This window comes from Bacillus sp. FSL L8-0152 (assembly GCF_038006365.1).
In the GTDB taxonomy this organism is placed as follows: Bacteria; Bacillota; Bacilli; order Bacillales; family Bacillaceae_G; genus Bacillus_A; species Bacillus_A cereus.
Genome location: NZ_JBBOVB010000001.1, coordinates 5,277,633 through 5,295,474 on the forward strand (window position 1 = coordinate 5,277,633; position 17,842 = coordinate 5,295,474).

The following is a 17,842-nucleotide window of genomic DNA, read 5'->3' on the forward strand; positions in this document are numbered from 1 at the left end:
ATGGAATATTCTACTTTTGGCAAGCATATAATAGTAGATTTGTGGGGAGTGGACTTTTCCCTATTAGATGATATGCACTTTTTAGAATATCATCTAGTTACAGCTGCAGATTACTCTGGTGCCCATGTTTTAAACGTAAGTAAAAAAGAGTTCCAGCCATATGGTGTTACTGTATTAGTGTTATTATCAGAAAGCCATCTTTCCATTCACACTTACCCGGAACAAAATTTTGCAGCTATTGACTGTTATACTTGCGGTACAACCGTTGAACCAAAAATAGCGATTGATTATATCGTAAATATATTAAAACCGGAACGGATGCATATAAAAAGATTAATTCGTGGTATAGGAGAAATTGTTACTACCGATTAATTATAACTCTTACTCATCCAAAAAAGGAGGATTGTAAATACCATCAGTGGGATGAACATTCCACTGATGGTACAGGCACATACATAAAATGAAATTTTAATTAGTGGGAGTTTTACTGCCCGTTAATTCTAGATAAAAAAACCTTGCATAAGCAAGGTTCATTCATCCACCGACATCTTCCTATATAACTCTACAAACTCACTCGCTAATTCTTTCACCGTAATTGCATTCATTAAATGGTCTTGTGCGTGTACCATTAAAAGAGTAACTTCGGTCTTTTCACCACCAGCTTCTTTCTGGATAAGCTCCGTTTGTACACGGTGCGCCTCTTTTAATTCCTCTAGTGCTTCTTGTAATTTAGCTTCAGCTTCTGTAAACTCCCCACGCTTCGCACAATCAATTGCTTCCATTGAACAACTTCTCGCGTTTCCCCCATGCAAGATTAAATGAAAAGCTTTCGTCTCTATCGTATCCATTTTAGTTCTTTACTCCCCCTTTTCTTCCGCCAGTTTTTGTTTATCCCATATTTTTAAGAACGGTAAATAAATGAAGAATGCTAGCGCAAAGTTAACAAGTTGCAAAATAACACCTGAAATTTTCCCGCCCGACCCTAAATATCCACTAAAAAGAATAGGTGTCGTCCAAGGTACAGCGGCCCCACTCGGACGTGCGACCCATCCCCATTCCATTGCAAAGTAAGAAACAATTGTTAACACAACTGGAACTAATATAAATGGAATTAGTAAAAGTGGGTTCATTACAATCGGCATACCAAAAGTTACCATCTCATTAATATTAAATATACCAGGTGCAATTGACAATCTCCCTAAACTTTTTAATTGTTGACTTCGTGCAAATAGTAACATTCCGACAACTAGAGCAAGCGTTGCTCCAGAACCGCCCATATAAATCCATAAGTCAAAAAACTGTGCCGTAATTGTATTTGGTACATCTTGCCCAGCTTGAAAAGCAACTCGGTTTTGATCCATTAACGACAACCAAACGGGGCTCATTACACCACCAACAATAGTAGCACCATGAATTCCACACGACCAAAGAACATGAACGAGAATAACTGCTATTATTGCGCCCCAAAGACTAGCACCAAGTACACTAAGTGGTTCCTGTAAAATTTGTCCTACAATATTATGGATACTGCCAAAAGAAGTATTTTCTATAATTAAGCGTACAATCCAAATAACTGTTACAACAATAAATCCTGGAACAAGTGCGGCAAATGAACGCGTGACAGCTGGTGGAACTGTCTCTGGCATCTTTATAATTATCTTTTTTTGTACAATAAACCGATAAAGTTCAGTAGATATAAGTGCAATAATCATTGCTACAAATAACCCTTGGCTTCCCATTAATGCTGCTGGGATAGCGCCTTCTACAAGTACACTCTCTTTTGTACTTGGTATAATATATGCAACTTGAAATGGAGTCGCAAGTAAAAACGTCACAAGCGACAATGCCCCGGATGCTAAAGCATCCACTTTATAATACTCTCCAAGCCTGTAAGCGATTCCAAAAACAGCTATTAAAGCCATTATATTAAAAGTTGCACTAACTGGATACCCTAAAGCTCTCTGCCAATTCTCACCAAACAAACCTGCCATAAACTCGTTATATCCAGGTATCGGCAGTGCACTAATAATGAGGAAAAACGATCCAATAATTAAGAAAGGCATCGTTAAAATAATTCCATCTCGAATTGCTTGCAAATGCCTCTGCTCTGCAACCTTCCCTGCTACCGGCATCACGTACTTCTCTAAAAACCGTATCATCTATCCCACTCTCCTCATGGTTTCATTGACAAAGCTGCTTGCAAGATAGCTTCTCCATTACAAAGTCCGTAATGAACGGATTGAATGACATCAACAGGTATCCCTTTATCCTTACATAATTCTTTCATTTTCGGTAATAAATAACGTACTTGCGGTCCAAGTAAAAGGACATCAGCTTTATCAATATGACTATTCACTTCAGAACCTGATACTGCCCAGATTTTTACTTCTATCCCTCTTGCCTCTGCTGCTTTCTCCATCTTTGTAACAATCAAACTGGAAGACATTCCCGCTGCACAGCAAAGCAAAATATTCATTCCGCTTCCCTCCCCCTTTTTCTAAACCTAAGTTATGGTGCATCCCTTGCCACCACTAGGTTACAAATATATATGTCTAGATTTCCTGCTGTATGCCGAGCTTAAAAACAAAAATTTCTTGGTTTTCACGCTATTCCATTTATCCGTATTCTCCTAGTAAAGAGGACTCTAACTCGCTATAATGATTCAGTATGATTTTTTTAATTGATAGGAGGATATATTTATGAAGGCATATCGCTTTCCCCTTATTTTATTATCTTCTATCCTAATTGGTGGTTTCATTGGTTATTTCATGGGTGCCGATGCAGTTGCTTTAAAGCCGCTTGGTGACATTTTCTTAAACTTAATGTTTACGATTGTTGTACCTCTAGTGTTCTTTAGCATCGCATCGTCTATTGCTAATATGGATGGATTAAAACGTTTCGGTAAAATTATGTCTAGTATGGCTGGGACTTTCTTATTTACAAGTATTTTAGCTGCTATTTTTATGATTATTGTCGTGAAAGTATTCCCGCCAGCACAAGGTGTTGTACTAGAACTAACACAACCTGACAAAGCCGGCAAAGCTGTTAGTGTTGCAGATCAAATCGTCGGTATTTTAACAGTATCTGACTTCTCGAAGTTACTATCTCGTGAAAATATGTTAGCTCTTATTTTCTTCTCTATCTTAATGGGAATTGCAACTTCAGCAGTTGGCGAAAAAGGAAAACCATTCGCTACATTCCTACAAGCTGGTGCAGAGATTTCAATGAAGGTTGTATCTTTCATTATGTACTACGCTCCAATCGGACTTGCTGCTTACTTCGCAGCATTAGTTGGTGAATTCGGACCACAACTTCTTGGAACTTACTTCCGAGCGGCAATGGTATACTATCCAGCTTCTCTAATTTATTTCTTTGTATTCTTCACATTCTATGCATACCTTGCAGGTCGCAAGCAAGGTGTACAAGTATTTTGGAAGAACATGGTCTCTCCTACAGTTACATCACTTGCAACTTGTAGTAGTGCCGCAAGTATTCCAGCGAACTTAGAAGCAACGAAGAAAATGGGTATTTCTTCAGACGTTCGTGAAACAGTTGTCCTTCTTGGTTCTACACTTCATAAAGACGGATCTGTTTTAGGTGGCGTATTAAAAATTGCTTTCTTATTCGGTATTTTCAACATGGAATTCGAAGGACCGAAAACATTAGCAATCGCACTTGTTGTTTCTTTATTAGTAGGAACAGTAATGGGTGCTATTCCAGGCGGTGGTATGATTGGTGAAATGTTAATCGTATCTCTATACGGTTTCCCGCCAGAAGCACTGCCAATTATCGCAGCAATTAGTACAATCATTGATCCACCTGCAACGATGTTAAACGTAACAGCAGATAACGCTTGTGCGGTAATGACAGCTCGCCTTGTAGAAGGTAAGAATTGGATCAAAAACAAATTTGCTTAATAGCTAGAAAGAGGATGCTCTAAACGAGCATCCTCTTTTTGTCGTTATTTGTTGATAAGTTGATATTTCCTCTCGCCACAAATTTGTTAAAATCTTCACAAATATTCCACATTCATTATCCATTCTCCGTACTATAATCATGTATGGAAAAGGAGATGGAAATAATGAAACAAAGCGCACCTGAATTTAAAGTTTTGCAAAGCATTGCATTTCTCGCTGTCGTTTTGCAAAGTTCCTTATTATATACAATGAAGCAAGGAAATGTCTTACTTGAGCAATCCCTCATTATGGGCATGCTATTTAATCTTGCAAAATTCTCAGCACCAGCATTCATATTTATCGTTGGATTTCACTTAATTCGTCACTATACGAAGCAATTAGTATATAAAGAATATATTTCTGAAAAAGCGACACACTTACTCATTCCTTATTTCTTTTGGTCTATTCTTTACTTATTAACAACAAATGATCTTATTACATTACAAGGCGGAATAAAAAGTTTATTACTCGGAACAGCCGCGCCCCATCTTTGGTACGTTATTATGATGTTCCAAATTCACTTATTGTTCCCTTTACTATGCACACTTTTTTATTGGTTTCAAAAACGAACAGAAAATAAAAAAGACATATATAAATATATGACCTTTTTCGCTTGCCTATATTTTCTATTAATGTGGTTCTCTTCTCACTATATTTTTAATGGAGAAAAATTAACAAGTTCAACAATTTTACATTATACAGATCGATCATTTCTATTCTACTCATTCTATTTCGTTATGGGTGGCATTGCCGCTGTAGCACTAAAAACTTGGCGTCTATTCGTCATGAAACATATCCCGCTTATAACAATATTATTTTTCATCTTATTTTTATTCATCAATTATGAGTTGTTTAGTTTTTACGGAGCAAACTCTATTCATTTAACTGTTTCTACCTATTTAAAACCATCTATGTTTTTATATATCGTATGCGAAATTATCATACTGTATGTGTTATCTATTATGATAGTACAGCGTCGTGGTTTCTTATATAAAACGTTACGTTTCATTGGAAATTACACGTATGGTGCTTATTTAGCTCACTTATTCTTCTTGCAACTATGCACAAAGTTTCTTTCTTTATTCACACTGCAAGAAAATACTATATTATATAGCCTATTACTATTTGTGTTAACGGCTATTATCTCTATTTCAACAATGTTCATTTGTAGCACAATACCATTTCATACTTGGATTACAGGTCCTTCTCCTACAACAAAGATGAAATGGACGAAGGTTGTATTCCGAAAAAATCATAAAAAACTATTCAAGCCATATATTTGATATAATGATACGCATATAAAAAGAAAGCGAGAGACACCTATGATTAATCAAGTTGGACAAATTATGCTATATGTAAATAACCAAGACGAAACAGTACAATTTTGGACAGAAAAAGTAGGGTTCCAAATCATTGCGGAAGAGAATAACGGAAACGGATTCCGCTGGATTGAAATTGCACCGGCGAAAGAAGCAGGAACAAGCATCGTCCTTCACGATAAAGCGTTAATCGCGAAGATGCAACCTGAACTAAACCTTAATACACCTTCACTTATGTTCTTCTCAAATGACTTAGACCGTCTATATAAAGATCTTTCTGAGAAAAATGTCACAGTTGGACAGGTTGTAGATTTACCTACTGGTAGAGCATTCAACTTTGCTGATAATGAAAATAATTACTTTGCAGTAATGGAACGTAAATAAAAAATAAGCTATCCGAAAAAATCGGATAGCTTATTTCATTTTAAGAAACTTGTTCTACATTCGTTTCTCTATGCTGTATATGGCTCGTGATCCAAGCAATTCCACCGGCAACAATGAGATAACATAACAATATTAAAATTTGTATTTTTAATTGCGACCAATCTCCTAAAGAGATAACATCTTGTAATCCTCTAAGAGAATGAGACATTGGGAGAAACTGCCCAATTTTGCTAAGAACAGCTATGTTTAATTCTCCTGGGAAAGTCCCCCCGCTTGTCGCTAATTGCAAGACAAGAAGCGTTACTGCTAAGAACTTTCCAACAAGACCAAATACTGTTACTAACATAAGAATAAATGTCATGAACGTAAAGGAAATCACAATACTTGATAAAACAAAAAGTGGTACACTGGCAACTTCTAATTTCATAACACCTAGCACAACTACATCTACGAGTAGCGCTTGAATAAGTCCAATTAAATATACCAATCCTAGTTTATTAATAAAATGTACCGTTCCACTTACCTTCATATTTTGTCTACGACCAAGCGGTAAAATATTCGATGCCATAATTCCGCCAACATAAAATGCAAGCGATAAGAAATATGGTGCAATGCCTGAACCGTAGTTAGGAACGTCAGAAACTGTTGACTTCACTAACTGAACTGGCTCTGAGAACATCGTATTGCGTGCATCATCATTACGAACATTCGCTATCTTCTCTGCACCCTCTCCCAATTTCGTAGAAAGTTCTTTCGCACCATCATCAAGTTTAACAAGTCCATTTGTTAATTTACCAGCACCGTTATTCAGCTCCGTTCCACCACTCGCAAGCTGGTTTACACCTTCTTGCAATGATGTAAATCCATTTCCCCACTTCGTAAATCCATCAGCCAAATTCGATGCACCATCTGCTATCTTTTGCGTTCCAGCAGTAGCTTCATTTAACTTAACTCCGAATGTATTTATGCCTTCTTCAATCTTATGTTGACCGTCAGTAAGCTTCTTCGCACCTTGTGTCAATTGTTGTTGGCTATTATTTAACGTACTTGTTGCTTTAGCTAGTCCATTAGACGTAGCAACAATTTTTTGAAAAGCGGGATCTTGCTGCACTTCTGGATGATTTTTCACGTACTCTTCTAATTGTTGTTTTACACTATTTGCTGCATTGTCCGCTTTCGCTTGCCCTTCAGCAAGTTTTTCATTTCCATTCACCCATTCATTTGTACCAGCACTTAATTCACTAATTCCTGATTGTAACGTTTTTTCACCTTGTACTAGTAATTCCATACCACTATGAAGTGATGTCGCTCCTTGACTCAGCTCATTTGCTCCCCCAGTTAAAGCAGATTGACTGGATGCAAGCTTGTCACTTCCTTCTTTCAATTTCGATGTCCCATCACTTAAACGATCAATACCATCCGCAAGCTGATTCGCTCCATTTTTTGCATCGGTCGTTCCTTCATGTAACTTCTCAGCACCATTACTTGCATCACTCAATCCTTGTGCCAAATCTTGGAACTTTGAAAAGACACCTTCTGTATAAGATTTCGTAATACTATTTGAGATTTTTGTTTTCATATTTTCAACAGCTGTCGTTCCAATTTGAGCTGCTACAAAGTTTTTACCTGGATTTACTTTGTACTGCAACTTTGCCGGCTCTGGTTTCTCATCCATAAGTGTACTTACCTTTTTAGAGAAATTCTCTGGAATCGTAACAACCATATAATATTTATCTTCTTTTAACCCTTCATCTGCATTTTTTTCTGATACGAAATGAAAAGCTAGTTCCTTATTCTCTTTTAAATTTTTAACAAAATCGTCTCCTGCATGAATTGTTTTTTCATCCATCATAGCACCCTTATCTAAGTTCACAACTGCAACAGGTAATTTATCTAATCTTCCGTACGGATCCCAATATCCAGCTAAAAAGAATCCTGAATAAATTAACGGAACGATTAATAAAAAAATTAAAGCGATACGTCCATGTTTATGGTGCCACATCGCTTTCCAATCTTTAAATATAAGTTGAATTCCCTTCATGAAACATACTCCTTCTCCGAATTTAACACCATTAGAATGGTTTAACAGATTTACTATACACGTCACTTTCCATACTGTATAATACATCTTTAATTATCAATTCATTCCTTTTGGTCTATAGAAAGGAGATTCGAAATGGAACTGCTCCAGTTAAAATACTTTCAGACAGTTGCACGACTAGAACATATGACAAAGGCAGCTGAAGAATTGCATATCGCGCAACCTTCACTCAGCAAAACAATCGCTAGACTCGAAAAGGATTTAGGAGTCCCTTTATTTGATCGCCAAGGCCGACAGATTACTTTAAATTCTTTCGGAAAAGTATTTTTAAAACGAGTAGAACGTATTTTTCATGAATTAAGTGAAGGGCAACGAGAAATTAAAGATTTAGCCGAATTACAACAAAGCTCTATTACACTGGCCGTTTCTATTCCAAGAATATTACCAGAACTACTTGGCTCTTTTTTACTAGAACATCCTAACGTTCGATTCCAACAATTTCTTGCATCCACTCCTTCTATGAAACGACAACTAGATAATATAGAAATTGACTTTTGTATCTCCTCTGTGCCAATTGAAGGTGAGGAGATTGTTTGGGAACCACTTATTACAGAAGAAATTTTCTTAGTCGTCCCTTCAGGCCATCGTTTATCAGGCCGAGAAAATATCCACCTGCATGAAGTAAAAAACGAACCGTTTATTAGTATGAACACTGGCTACGGATTTCGGCACTTAACGGATGAATTTTGCAAAGAAGCTGGTTTCACTCCGCATATTGCTTTTGAAGTAGATGAACCGACCGTGATTAGCGACCTCATTAAGCAAGGTCTCGGCATCGCTTTTGTTCCAAGTTTAACTTTATTAAAAAACTCTACTTTAGCATCAAGCAAGTTGCGTATTATTGAACCCAATTGTCAGCGAACCATCGGATTAAGTTGGTCAAAAAAACGCTACTTATCAAAAACAGCTCAGCAATTCCGTGAATTCGTGATTGATTACTTCTCCAACATTAGGACGTAAAATTATATCAACAAATAAAAGTTGCCACCCTCATATGGTGGCAACTTTTATTGTTCACTCTTTTTTAATTCCATTTCAGCTAAAAGTGGTAGTACATTATCAAAAATATGCGTATTATTATTTTCACCTGTTACATATCCACCGTAATATCTACTAAATACGTTATCATTTCGGAATGTGGCCATATGATCATACAATTCTTTCGCAAACTTTTTATCACCTGTTTGTAGTACGTACAAAATCGTTAATCCGTATGCGGCTGGCGATTCATAATTCACAGTTTGTTTTCCCGTTTCTAAATTGTAACGACCGTATAGCTTTCCATCCTCCTGGAATTTCTTCTTTATAAATTCCAAATAAGCAGTTGATGAAAGACCACCTAAACTTCGATGATATGCAACGTATGATTGGTCAATAAGATTCACTTCTTTATCGTACGTAAATGTACCATCTTCTTTATACTCTTTCGGGAATGCCCAGCCATGCCTTGGATAGTTCGCTAAAAATTGAACGACTTCCTGATATTGCTGAGCAGAAACTTTGTCGTACTTCTTCATATAGGAGAATGCACGTGGATTTATGTATGATGTTGTTACAAAATTATTTTGTTTCCCTGCATCTGCATCATAATAATCAACATAATAATTATCTTTTTTATTATAACGAAGTACAGCATCACTTAATTGATCGGCAAGGTTTTTATAACGCTCTTCCTTATACATTTCATAAGCACGATATAATTGTTCTATAATACGAAGATCATCTATAAGTGCATTTGTAGCTGACTGCCTCTCTCCCTTTTCAGAGAGTTTCCATAAAACGATATGATTCTTATATACGAAATTATCTTGAATAACCTTTACTTGCTCATCAAATAACGCCTGATCATCTTTATCAAGTGTATATTGTAACCATAATCCCGCCGATTCTGATAAAGCTTCACGTCCCTTAGCTTCACCCGTACCTGCCTTAGTATCTACCAAACGATACGTGGCAAGTGTTCCATTGTCATTCACCATATGTCTTAAAATAAAATTTTCTGTACGGTTTCCTTGTAAAGCTGACCAAAATACAATTCCACCTAAAGCGATTAAGAAGATAACTCCAATCCCTATATATAAACGTTTCCGCAATCTTTTCACCTCCCTAGTAAGGCTAACCTTAATTTTATCAGAACATACATAAATTTAAAAAAGACAATCTATTAGATTGTCTCCCCCATTTCTATCCCCCGCAAACCTCTTTAGAAGGTTTATATAGCGATTGTACAAGTCGATCATATTCACGACGCGTAATTTCTTTATTATATAGCTTCAATAATAAATCTCTATGCTCTTTTGAAAATGCCATCTTTTTAATGACTTCAGGATACATAAAACACCCTCTCCATTTCACATAAACTTCTTGATTCCGAAAAACAGAACTTATGTTCGAATAAAAGATTATAAAAGATTCCTGAGCAAAAAACAAACAAAACATGACCAACTATTTATTTCTTTCTATTCAAAATATTACAACATTATATTATCATATTCACTTTTTAAATACATATATATTTTTGGTAGTTTTTTTGAATAAATCTTCCAATTCAATCAGAAAATAATGGCAAAAAAGAAGAGGAGTTTACATATGGATACGGTAACATTAGCAAGAGCATTTTTTGGTTCTTCATTAGCATTCCACATTATCTTTGCAACACTTGGCGTCGGACTTTCATTGATGATTTTTATAAGCGAAATACTCTATCACTGGAAGAAAGACTCCGACTATGCCATTATGGCGAAAAGATGGACAAAGGCGTTTGCTATTCTTCTCGGTGTAGCAATTCCAACTGGAACAATTGTTGGTGTGCAAATCTCACTTCTTTGGCCTGGTTTCGCCAAAATTGTTGGGCAAGTTATCTCTGTTCCCTTCCAAATTGAGATTTTCGCCTTCTTTTTGGAAGCTTTATTCATGTCGATTTACGTATATGCAGCCGATAAACTTCCTCCATTTATGAGATTAATCTCGCTATTTTTCGTCATGCTTGGTGCCACAGCATCCGCCGTGCTTATTACATCAGCAAATACATGGATGAATACACCAGCAGGCTTTTCAATGAATCCAGATGGATCTGTTTTTAACGTTGATCCGTGGAAAGCTTTCTTTAATCCAAGTTTTGGCACAAGTGCATTCCATGTTGTTATTACGGCTTATGCAACTGGTGCGGCTGTCATTGCTTCTATCGCTGGATTTAAATTATTGAAGAAAAATTTAAGTACACGTGAAATTGCTTATCATAAAAAAGGGCTACTATTAGGGCTTGTCGTTACATTTATTACAGGCGCTACGATGTGGCTTTCAGGACATGAATCAGCGATTGCCTTACATAAACACTCACCTGAAAAACTTGCATCTGCTGAAGCTTTATTTGAAACGACATCACACGCACCGCTATCCATTGGCGGAGTTGTGGATCCTAATACACTTGAACTAAACTATGCACTTGAAATTCCAAACATGCTTAGCTTATTAGTGGGACTAGACCCTAGCACTGTCGTAAAAGGTCTAAACGAATTCCCACAAGAAACATGGCCACCATTTTATACACATACACTATTCAACTTAATGGTCGGCACCGCTGCGTTCACCTTTGCAGTTGCAGCAATTGCGCTCTTATATTGGTACTTCGTTTACCGAAAAAAGGGAACAGAACTACCGAAGTGGCTACTTTGGGGAGCTGCTGCATGCGGACCAATTATGATGCTCGGTATTGAATTCGGCTGGATTTTCAGTTGTAGCGGTCGTCAACCATGGACAATTTATGGTATGCAACGTACCGTCGATGCATCTACACGCGCTGATTTCGTCGGTCCTTTATTTGTTTTGTTCATCATTTTATATATTGGACTCGCTATTTTAACAGTCTTTGTTCTACGTACATTCTTTAGAAGACATCCATTAAAGAATGATTTACAACACCAAGGAGGCGATTCTCATGCATGAGGAAAGTATTGCAATCATCATCTTATGGGCCCTTATTTTCGTATACAGTATATTAGGGTCCATCGATTTTGGCGCTGGTTTTTGGGGCATGGTATACGCAAAACATCCAACGCTCGCTGCCAAACTTGCGAATCGGTACTTATCCCCAACTTGGGAAGTAACAAATACGTTTCTCGTCTTCGTCGTTGTCGCATTTCTCGGCTTCTTTCCGAAAGCGGCCTTTACCCTTGCGACAGTAATGTTCGTACCAGTTATGTTAATTTTAGTGCTCGTTGCAGTACGTAGTACATTTATGGTGTTTGCTTACTCCTTGCCGAAATATCAGTACCTTCTTCGAGTTATTTCAGGTATTACTGGTCTCTTAATTCCAGCACTATTAATTACCGTTTTACCCGTTACAGAGGGAGCCTATATTACAATGTCTGAAGGGAAAGAAGTACTCCTGTATGGAAAACTTCTTTCTAGCCCGGTTATCTATTGCTATATGCTCTTCGGAATAACGTCTGAACTATTTCTCTCCTCTCTCTTTCTTGCTGATTTTGCGAGAGAACAAAGTTCAGAAGATACGTATAGAATTTATAGAAGAAATGCCATCATCCTTGGTCCTGCAACGCTCGTTACGGCAATCATCGCCCTCGTTGTAATGGATCCTGAAACACATTGGCTTATGCAAGGATTAATAAAGCAATTCCCGTGGTTTACAGTTTCTATTGTTTTATTCGTTATCGGATACTCGTCCCTTTGGTGGACAAACAAAAAGTACAATACACTAGGATATCCTCGCATTGCCGTTTTAGCTGTCGTCGCTCAATATGCATTTGCAAGCTACGCTTACGGCGTCGCGCATTTACCTTATATTATTTATCCTGACGTAACTGTATTTACAAGCTTTACAACGACAGAAACGTTCTATGCACTGCTCATTCTATACGCAATTGGGATTGCAATTTTATTACCAGGATTTATTTTCTTCTGGAATTTATTCTTGAAGGATCGTACTTTTTTGAAGGAAAAATAATATAGTCTTGGGGTCTGTTCCAAAAGGCATTTTGGGATGGGCTCCTTTTGTCATGTTTTGTCGATAAGTCGATATATTTTAAAAATCGCTGATATATTTTGAGTTGCGCCGATATATTTCAATGATCGCTGATATATTTTGAGTTACGCCGATATATTTCAATAATCGCTGATATATTTTCAGTTACGCTGATATAAATCTCATTTACTACCTTACTGCCCAATCAATTAATAGACTCCTATCACAATAGTTATTTCACTACGAGTGACACTTGTCCTTTAGCATGAAAAACACATATTCGCTTCATCTCGTTATACGTCTAGTTCTTCTTATTTTTTGCTGAATATACTACCAATATAACCTTGAGACAAGCTACATCTATTCAAGGGAAAATAGAAAGGTAGGCAAAATATGAGCATTGAAATATGGATTACTATTATTGTATTCTTCTTAACGATGATTGTTATCTTTTGGCGGCCTCGAGGTTTAAATGAGGCGTGGCCAGCAGCAATCGGAGCTGGTATCATCATAATTACTGGACTTGTATCAAAACCAGACGTCATGGATATTATAAGTAAAATTGGCGGTGCTTCCATAACAATATTAGCGACCATCGTCATGGCAGTTATATTAGAAAGCTTCGGCTTTTTCCATTGGTCCGCAGCGAAACTAGCAAATTTAGCAAAGGGTTCTGGACGCCGCTTATACTGGTATATTCAATTATTATGTTTTCTCATGACTCTTTTATTCAATAACGACGGTAGTATTTTAATTACAACTCCAATTTTAATTCTTCTTCTAAAAAATCTTCAATTAAAACCTCATCAGCAAATTCCTTATTTATTAAGTGGTGCTTTAATCGCTACGGCATCTAGTGCACCAATTGGTGTAAGTAATATCGTAAATTTAATCGCATTAAATATCGTTAATATGACTCTTTATATGCATACTGCTATGATGTTTGTACCTGCAACATTAGGCTTATTATTTATGTCATGGCTCATGTATACAGTTTTGAAGAAAAAACTTCCGAAAAAATTGCCTGTTTCTTCATATGATATTGAAGAAATTTTCTTCACGAAAAACTTCCATCCACTAAAAGGAAATAATTCTGTTGATACGAAACAAAAACGGACAAGATTCATGTTAAAAGTATTAGGTTTCGTCTTCCTTATGCGCTGTCTTCTATTCGTTGCATCCTTCTTATCCATCCCAATTGAAATCGTTGCAGTACTTGGTTCACTCGTTCTTCTCATTTGGAGATGGTACTACTTACGAACAAATCCTGTCGACATTTTGAAAAAGACACCATGGCACATTTTAATTTTCGCCTTCTCTATGTACGTCATTATTTACGGACTCCACAACGCAGGATTAACAGCTGCACTTGTACAATGGCTCGAGCCAATTGTGAATCAGCATCTACTCTATGCTAGCTTTGCAATGGGTGGACTTGTATCCATCCTCTCTAACGTCTTCAATAACCATCCTGCCCTTATGATTGGTACAATTACATTAACAGAAATGGGACTAGATCCAGTCACATTAAAAACAATCTATCTTGCAAACATCATTGGTAGTGACATCGGCTCACTATTACTACCAATTGGTACACTAGCTTCACTCATTTGGATGTATATTCTGAAACAAAACAAAATTAAAGTAAAATGGAAAGACTATTTAAGTGTATCCCTTATCGTTATCCCGCTCACAACAGTCGTCACACTATTCCTCTTATTCTACTGGGTACATCTCTTCTTCGCCTTATAAACAACAGAAGCCCCATTTGCTACCGTCTTAGCAAATGGGGCTTCTTCTATAATAAAGTTAGGTACTACAGTGTGATCAATCAAGTAAAGAGGTGTAACATATTATTGATATAAATGACTACCAGCTTCTTTAAATTCTTCTGCTTTCTCTTTCATTCCTTTTTCAATTGCTTCTGTCGTTTCTAAATCATTTTCTTTTGCATACTCACGAATATCATGTGAAATTCTCATACTACAAAACTTCGGTCCACACATTGAACAGAAGTGAGCTGTCTTTGCCCCTTCTGCCGGCAACGTTTCATCGTGATATTCCATCGCACGTTCAGGATCTAAAGATAAATTAAATTGATCGCGCCAACGGAATTCGAAGCGTGCTTTTGAAAGTGCATCATCACGCTGATGAGCCGTTTTATGTCCTTTCGCAAGATCAGCCGCATGCGCTGCAATTTTATACGTAATAACACCCGTGCGTACATCATCTTTGTTTGGCAAACCTAAATGTTCTTTCGGCGTTACATAACAAAGCATCGCTGTTCCAAACCAGCCAATCATAGCAGCTCCAATTGCCGATGTAATATGGTCATAACCTGGTGCAATATCTGTCGTTAGCGGCCCAAGTGTGTAAAACGGCGCGCCCTGACAAATATCAAGCTCTTTCTCCATATTCTCTTTAATTAAGTGCATCGGTACGTGTCCAGGTCCTTCAATCATAACTTGCACATCATGTTTCCAAGCAATTTTGGTTAATTCGCCAAGTGTTTCAAGCTCAGAAAACTGTGCTTCGTCATTTGCATCTGCAATAGACCCTGGACGTAATCCATCTCCAAGAGAGAACGAAACATCGTACTGCTTCATAATTTCACAAATCTCTTCAAAGTGAGTATATAGGAAGTTTTCTTTATGATGGAATAGACACCACTGCGCCATAATCGAACCACCGCGCGAAACGATACCTGTCGTACGCTTTGCCGTGATTGGAATGTAACGAAGCAATACACCAGCGTGAATTGTAAAGTAATCAACGCCTTGCTCCGCCTGCTCAATTAACGTATCACGATATACTTCCCACGTTAAATCTTCTGCAATTCCGTTTACTTTTTCCAGCGCTTGATAAATCGGTACAGTTCCAACTGGTACAGGCGCGTTACGAATAATCCACTCACGCGTCGTATGAATATTTTTACCTGTAGATAAATCCATAATCGTATCTGCACCCCAGCGCGTTGCCCATGTCATCTTCTCTACTTCTTCTGCAATCGAAGAAGATACAGCTGAGTTTCCGATATTCGCGTTTACCTTCACATGGAAGTTACGCCCGATAATCATCGGTTCAGCTTCTGGATGATTAATATTCGCTGGTAAAATAGCGCGGCCTTCTGCGATTTCCTTACGAACAAACTCCGGCTCTACTCCTTCACGAATTGCAACGTATTCCATCTCAGACGTAATAATGCCATTACGCGCATAATGCATTTGCGTAACATTTGCACCTTGCTTCGCTCTAAGCGGCTGGCGATCCATTTGCGGGAAAACAGGTGTATGTTTCGAAGCCACTTTCACACCATCATCCTCTGGTTTCACCTCGCGCCCTTCATATGCCTCTACATCCCCGCGCTCCATGATCCAAGAATGACGCGGCGTTGGAATTCCCTTTTCCAGCTCCACTTTATACGCCGGATCCGTATAAGGACCGCTCGTATCATACACACGGACTGGAGGATTTGGAACGCCGTTCGTTTCGCTTTGTTCAATCTCACGCATCGGCACTTTCATGCCTGCGCGTGGTCCATCCACATATACTTTCTTACTCCCTGGTAAACTCGATTTCAATTCAATTTGCTCAGCTGAAACAGACTGTTTCATAACCTTTGTTGCCTCCCCTGTTCGTGACAAGGACGAGATATGGCCAGCGCATGCCAAAATAAAAAGAGCCAGGTCCATAAAAAAATAAGGACCTGGCTCATAAAAGACATCATTATGTAAAGCCGTTAACTTCCCTACGCTGGTACGAGCCAGATCAGGTCCAAAGGGTTAAGAAGATCACGCGCTTCTCTCTCAGCCTACGCATACGTTAGGCACCCCTAGTTTATCACTGATTTAATTTTCAATACTTTCCCATCATACACGATAATCTGAAAAATGCAAAGGTTATTTCTTTTTCTCTTTATGGAATCATCCACGTTAAATAATATGCTTGAACATACGTCATAATACCAACAATAATTACGAAGAACACCCTATTGTAAAAATAGTTTATGACTTAACATGGGAGTTTAAAAACATCTTCACCACAAAGAGTGTTGAGAATTTCGACCATTGTATTGAGAAAATGAAGAATACTAATATACAAGAGTTTAAGAGCTTTACGAATGGATTAGCCGGGGATATTGAAGCTGTCAGAAATGCGGTAACTTATGAGAATAATAATGGTCTTGCCGAAGGGAGCATAAACAAGTTAAAGCTTATTAAAAGAATCATGTATGGTCGATACAAATTCTCCACATTGCGGACAAAGATTCTACTTTTGGAGAGAATGAGACTTTTCAACTAACTCCGGAAAGAACCATTTTTTACTTGCCAAATACATTCATCAGTCCCGTTTGACAAAGAGCCTTTGTCTCTGCTGCATTTCGCTACAACTGCTACCTGCCATACAACCTGCAATAGAGATAGGTAACAATTTACTATACAAGGAACAAAATTGACCTGCTCCTCCATTTAGTGATTTAACTACCTTTATTATTCAGAGCTAAAACTCAAAGAAAAAGCTCTTACATTTAAAGTAACATTTTCCTTAATACGTTAATTATTTTTTGTTGTCTTGTTAGTTAAAGGGGTACTTAGTACAAAAAATAACCGTAGATAGTAGCACGAACACTGTTCTTGTTATAATTAATTTTTTCAGAACGTCTATAATCCTCTTTTAAAAAATATATGTAAATATAATAAAAAACGAATGATTAATAGAAATATTCTACACCACTCGTTTTTTATCGGACTTCTTTTTACTGTACTTTTATTTTCTTTATGAGTTATTAGAAAAATAATTGTCTATATAAGTCTTTATTTTTTCAAAATTCTTTTCCATAAATAAGATTGCTGGTACTTCAATTATTGGAAGATTATTTTCATTATCAAAAGCTGGACACGGTTTGGGAACTACCAAATAGTCAACTGAGTTTTTATCCCTGATATAATTAATTGAAACATCATAATACTTAGAAAAATATCCCTTCAAATCATTCTGATTCCTTAAAAATGGTAGAGAAAATATTGAACCATAATTTATACCAGCGTCGACAATTAATACAAAGCATATTTTTTTCATGATACACCCTCCTCTTATAATA

The 17,842-nt window shown here is 37.2% G+C and carries 17 protein-coding genes, 1 pseudogene and 1 riboswitch; of the genes and pseudogenes, 9 read left to right on the forward strand and 9 right to left on the reverse strand.

Annotated features, from left to right (window positions below):
- The gene (speD, locus tag MHH27_RS26905; protein WP_098508374.1) at nucleotides 1-372 is read left to right on the forward strand and encodes an adenosylmethionine decarboxylase; all 372 of its coding nucleotides are present in this window, start codon (nucleotides 1-3) and stop codon (nucleotides 370-372) included.
- A gap of 158 nt (nucleotides 373-530) precedes the next feature.
- Here the strand turns inward: speD and MHH27_RS26910 are convergent, their stop codons facing one another.
- Genes MHH27_RS26910 through MHH27_RS26920 form a run of 3 tightly spaced genes read right to left on the reverse strand, consistent with a single transcriptional unit; the run spans nucleotide 531 to nucleotide 2,476 of the window.
- On the reverse strand, nucleotides 531-848 hold the full coding sequence (locus MHH27_RS26910) for a PTS lactose/cellobiose transporter subunit IIA (RefSeq protein ID WP_000379645.1): 318 nt from the start codon (nucleotides 846-848) through the stop codon (nucleotides 531-533).
- A 9-nt stretch (nucleotides 849-857) separates the two neighbouring features.
- On the reverse strand, nucleotides 858-2,159 hold the full coding sequence (celB, locus tag MHH27_RS26915) for a PTS cellobiose transporter subunit IIC (protein ID WP_098235695.1): 1,302 nt from the start codon (nucleotides 2,157-2,159) through the stop codon (nucleotides 858-860).
- Between the two features lie 14 nt (nucleotides 2,160-2,173).
- Nucleotides 2,174-2,476 carry a PTS sugar transporter subunit IIB gene (locus tag MHH27_RS26920; protein ID WP_001023543.1) on the reverse strand — a complete coding sequence of 101 codons (303 nt, stop codon included), beginning with the start codon at nucleotides 2,474-2,476 and terminating at the stop codon, nucleotides 2,174-2,176.
- Between the two features lie 223 nt (nucleotides 2,477-2,699).
- Here MHH27_RS26920 and MHH27_RS26925 point away from each other — a divergent pair, with 223 nt between their 5' ends.
- The 3 genes from MHH27_RS26925 to MHH27_RS26935 all read left to right on the forward strand — a co-directional run bounded on the left by MHH27_RS26925 (nucleotide 2,700) and on the right by MHH27_RS26935 (nucleotide 5,659).
- Complete coding sequence (locus MHH27_RS26925) at nucleotides 2,700-3,917, forward strand: dicarboxylate/amino acid:cation symporter (RefSeq protein ID WP_000649376.1); 1,218 nt, start codon at nucleotides 2,700-2,702, stop codon at nucleotides 3,915-3,917.
- A gap of 164 nt (nucleotides 3,918-4,081) precedes the next feature.
- Nucleotides 4,082-5,239 carry an acyltransferase gene (locus MHH27_RS26930; protein WP_340944650.1) on the forward strand — a complete coding sequence of 386 codons (1,158 nt, stop codon included), beginning with the start codon at nucleotides 4,082-4,084 and terminating at the stop codon, nucleotides 5,237-5,239.
- Nucleotides 5,240-5,278: 39 nt separating this feature from the next.
- On the forward strand, nucleotides 5,279-5,659 hold the full coding sequence (locus MHH27_RS26935; protein WP_000610162.1) for a VOC family protein: 381 nt from the start codon (nucleotides 5,279-5,281) through the stop codon (nucleotides 5,657-5,659).
- 40 nt (nucleotides 5,660-5,699) lie between these two features.
- Here MHH27_RS26935 and MHH27_RS26940 read toward each other — a convergent pair whose 3' ends face one another.
- Complete coding sequence (locus MHH27_RS26940; RefSeq protein ID WP_090978145.1) at nucleotides 5,700-7,700, reverse strand: YhgE/Pip domain-containing protein; 2,001 nt, start codon at nucleotides 7,698-7,700, stop codon at nucleotides 5,700-5,702.
- 135 nt (nucleotides 7,701-7,835) lie between these two features.
- On the opposite strand from MHH27_RS26940, the gene MHH27_RS26945 reads away from it, so the two are divergent.
- On the forward strand, nucleotides 7,836-8,720 hold the full coding sequence (locus tag MHH27_RS26945) for a LysR family transcriptional regulator (RefSeq protein WP_098390415.1): 885 nt from the start codon (nucleotides 7,836-7,838) through the stop codon (nucleotides 8,718-8,720).
- A gap of 47 nt (nucleotides 8,721-8,767) precedes the next feature.
- Here the strand turns inward: MHH27_RS26945 and MHH27_RS26950 are convergent, their stop codons facing one another.
- Together MHH27_RS26950 and MHH27_RS26955 are read right to left on the reverse strand one after the other, a co-directional pair.
- A complete protein-coding gene (locus MHH27_RS26950) occupies nucleotides 8,768-9,853 on the reverse strand; it encodes a transcriptional regulator (protein ID WP_340944653.1) in 1,086 nt (361 codons plus the stop codon).
- Between the two features lie 91 nt (nucleotides 9,854-9,944).
- Nucleotides 9,945-10,094 carry a hypothetical protein gene (locus tag MHH27_RS26955; protein ID WP_000283180.1) on the reverse strand — a complete coding sequence of 50 codons (150 nt, stop codon included), beginning with the start codon at nucleotides 10,092-10,094 and terminating at the stop codon, nucleotides 9,945-9,947.
- Nucleotides 10,095-10,349: 255 nt separating this feature from the next.
- Between MHH27_RS26955 and cydA the strand changes: the two genes are divergently transcribed.
- The 3 genes from cydA to MHH27_RS26970 all read left to right on the forward strand — a co-directional run bounded on the left by cydA (nucleotide 10,350) and on the right by MHH27_RS26970 (nucleotide 14,493).
- Nucleotides 10,350-11,705, forward strand: a complete 1,356-nt coding sequence (gene cydA, locus MHH27_RS26960) for a cytochrome ubiquinol oxidase subunit I (RefSeq protein WP_075717055.1) — start codon at nucleotides 10,350-10,352, stop codon at nucleotides 11,703-11,705.
- Complete coding sequence (locus tag MHH27_RS26965) at nucleotides 11,698-12,723, forward strand: cytochrome d ubiquinol oxidase subunit II (RefSeq protein WP_000544183.1); 1,026 nt, start codon at nucleotides 11,698-11,700, stop codon at nucleotides 12,721-12,723. Before cydA ends, MHH27_RS26965 begins: the two co-directional genes overlap by 8 nt.
- Nucleotides 12,724-13,134: 411 nt before the next feature.
- Complete coding sequence (locus MHH27_RS26970) at nucleotides 13,135-14,493, forward strand: arsenic transporter (RefSeq protein ID WP_000021123.1); 1,359 nt, start codon at nucleotides 13,135-13,137, stop codon at nucleotides 14,491-14,493.
- A gap of 101 nt (nucleotides 14,494-14,594) precedes the next feature.
- On the opposite strand, the gene thiC is transcribed toward MHH27_RS26970, so the two are convergent.
- Together thiC and MHH27_RS32085 are read right to left on the reverse strand one after the other, a co-directional pair.
- Nucleotides 14,595-16,355, reverse strand: a complete 1,761-nt coding sequence (gene thiC, locus MHH27_RS26975) for a phosphomethylpyrimidine synthase ThiC (RefSeq protein ID WP_098235699.1) — start codon at nucleotides 16,353-16,355, stop codon at nucleotides 14,595-14,597.
- A 114-nt stretch (nucleotides 16,356-16,469) separates the two neighbouring features.
- Nucleotides 16,470-16,585: riboswitch (TPP riboswitch) on the reverse strand.
- Between the two features lie 71 nt (nucleotides 16,586-16,656).
- Nucleotides 16,657-16,728: pseudogene (locus MHH27_RS32085) on the reverse strand (L-lactate permease); the annotation flags it as partial.
- A gap of 45 nt (nucleotides 16,729-16,773) precedes the next feature.
- On the opposite strand from MHH27_RS32085, the gene MHH27_RS26980 reads away from it, so the two are divergent.
- Entirely contained in the window at nucleotides 16,774-17,043 is a 270-nt protein-coding gene (locus tag MHH27_RS26980) for a transposase (RefSeq protein ID WP_053565465.1), read from the forward strand.
- Nucleotides 17,044-17,517: 474 nt separating this feature from the next.
- Here MHH27_RS26980 and MHH27_RS26985 read toward each other — a convergent pair whose 3' ends face one another.
- On the reverse strand, nucleotides 17,518-17,820 hold the full coding sequence (locus tag MHH27_RS26985; RefSeq protein ID WP_097924509.1) for a hypothetical protein: 303 nt from the start codon (nucleotides 17,818-17,820) through the stop codon (nucleotides 17,518-17,520).
- Nucleotides 17,821-17,842 lie beyond the last annotated feature (22 nt).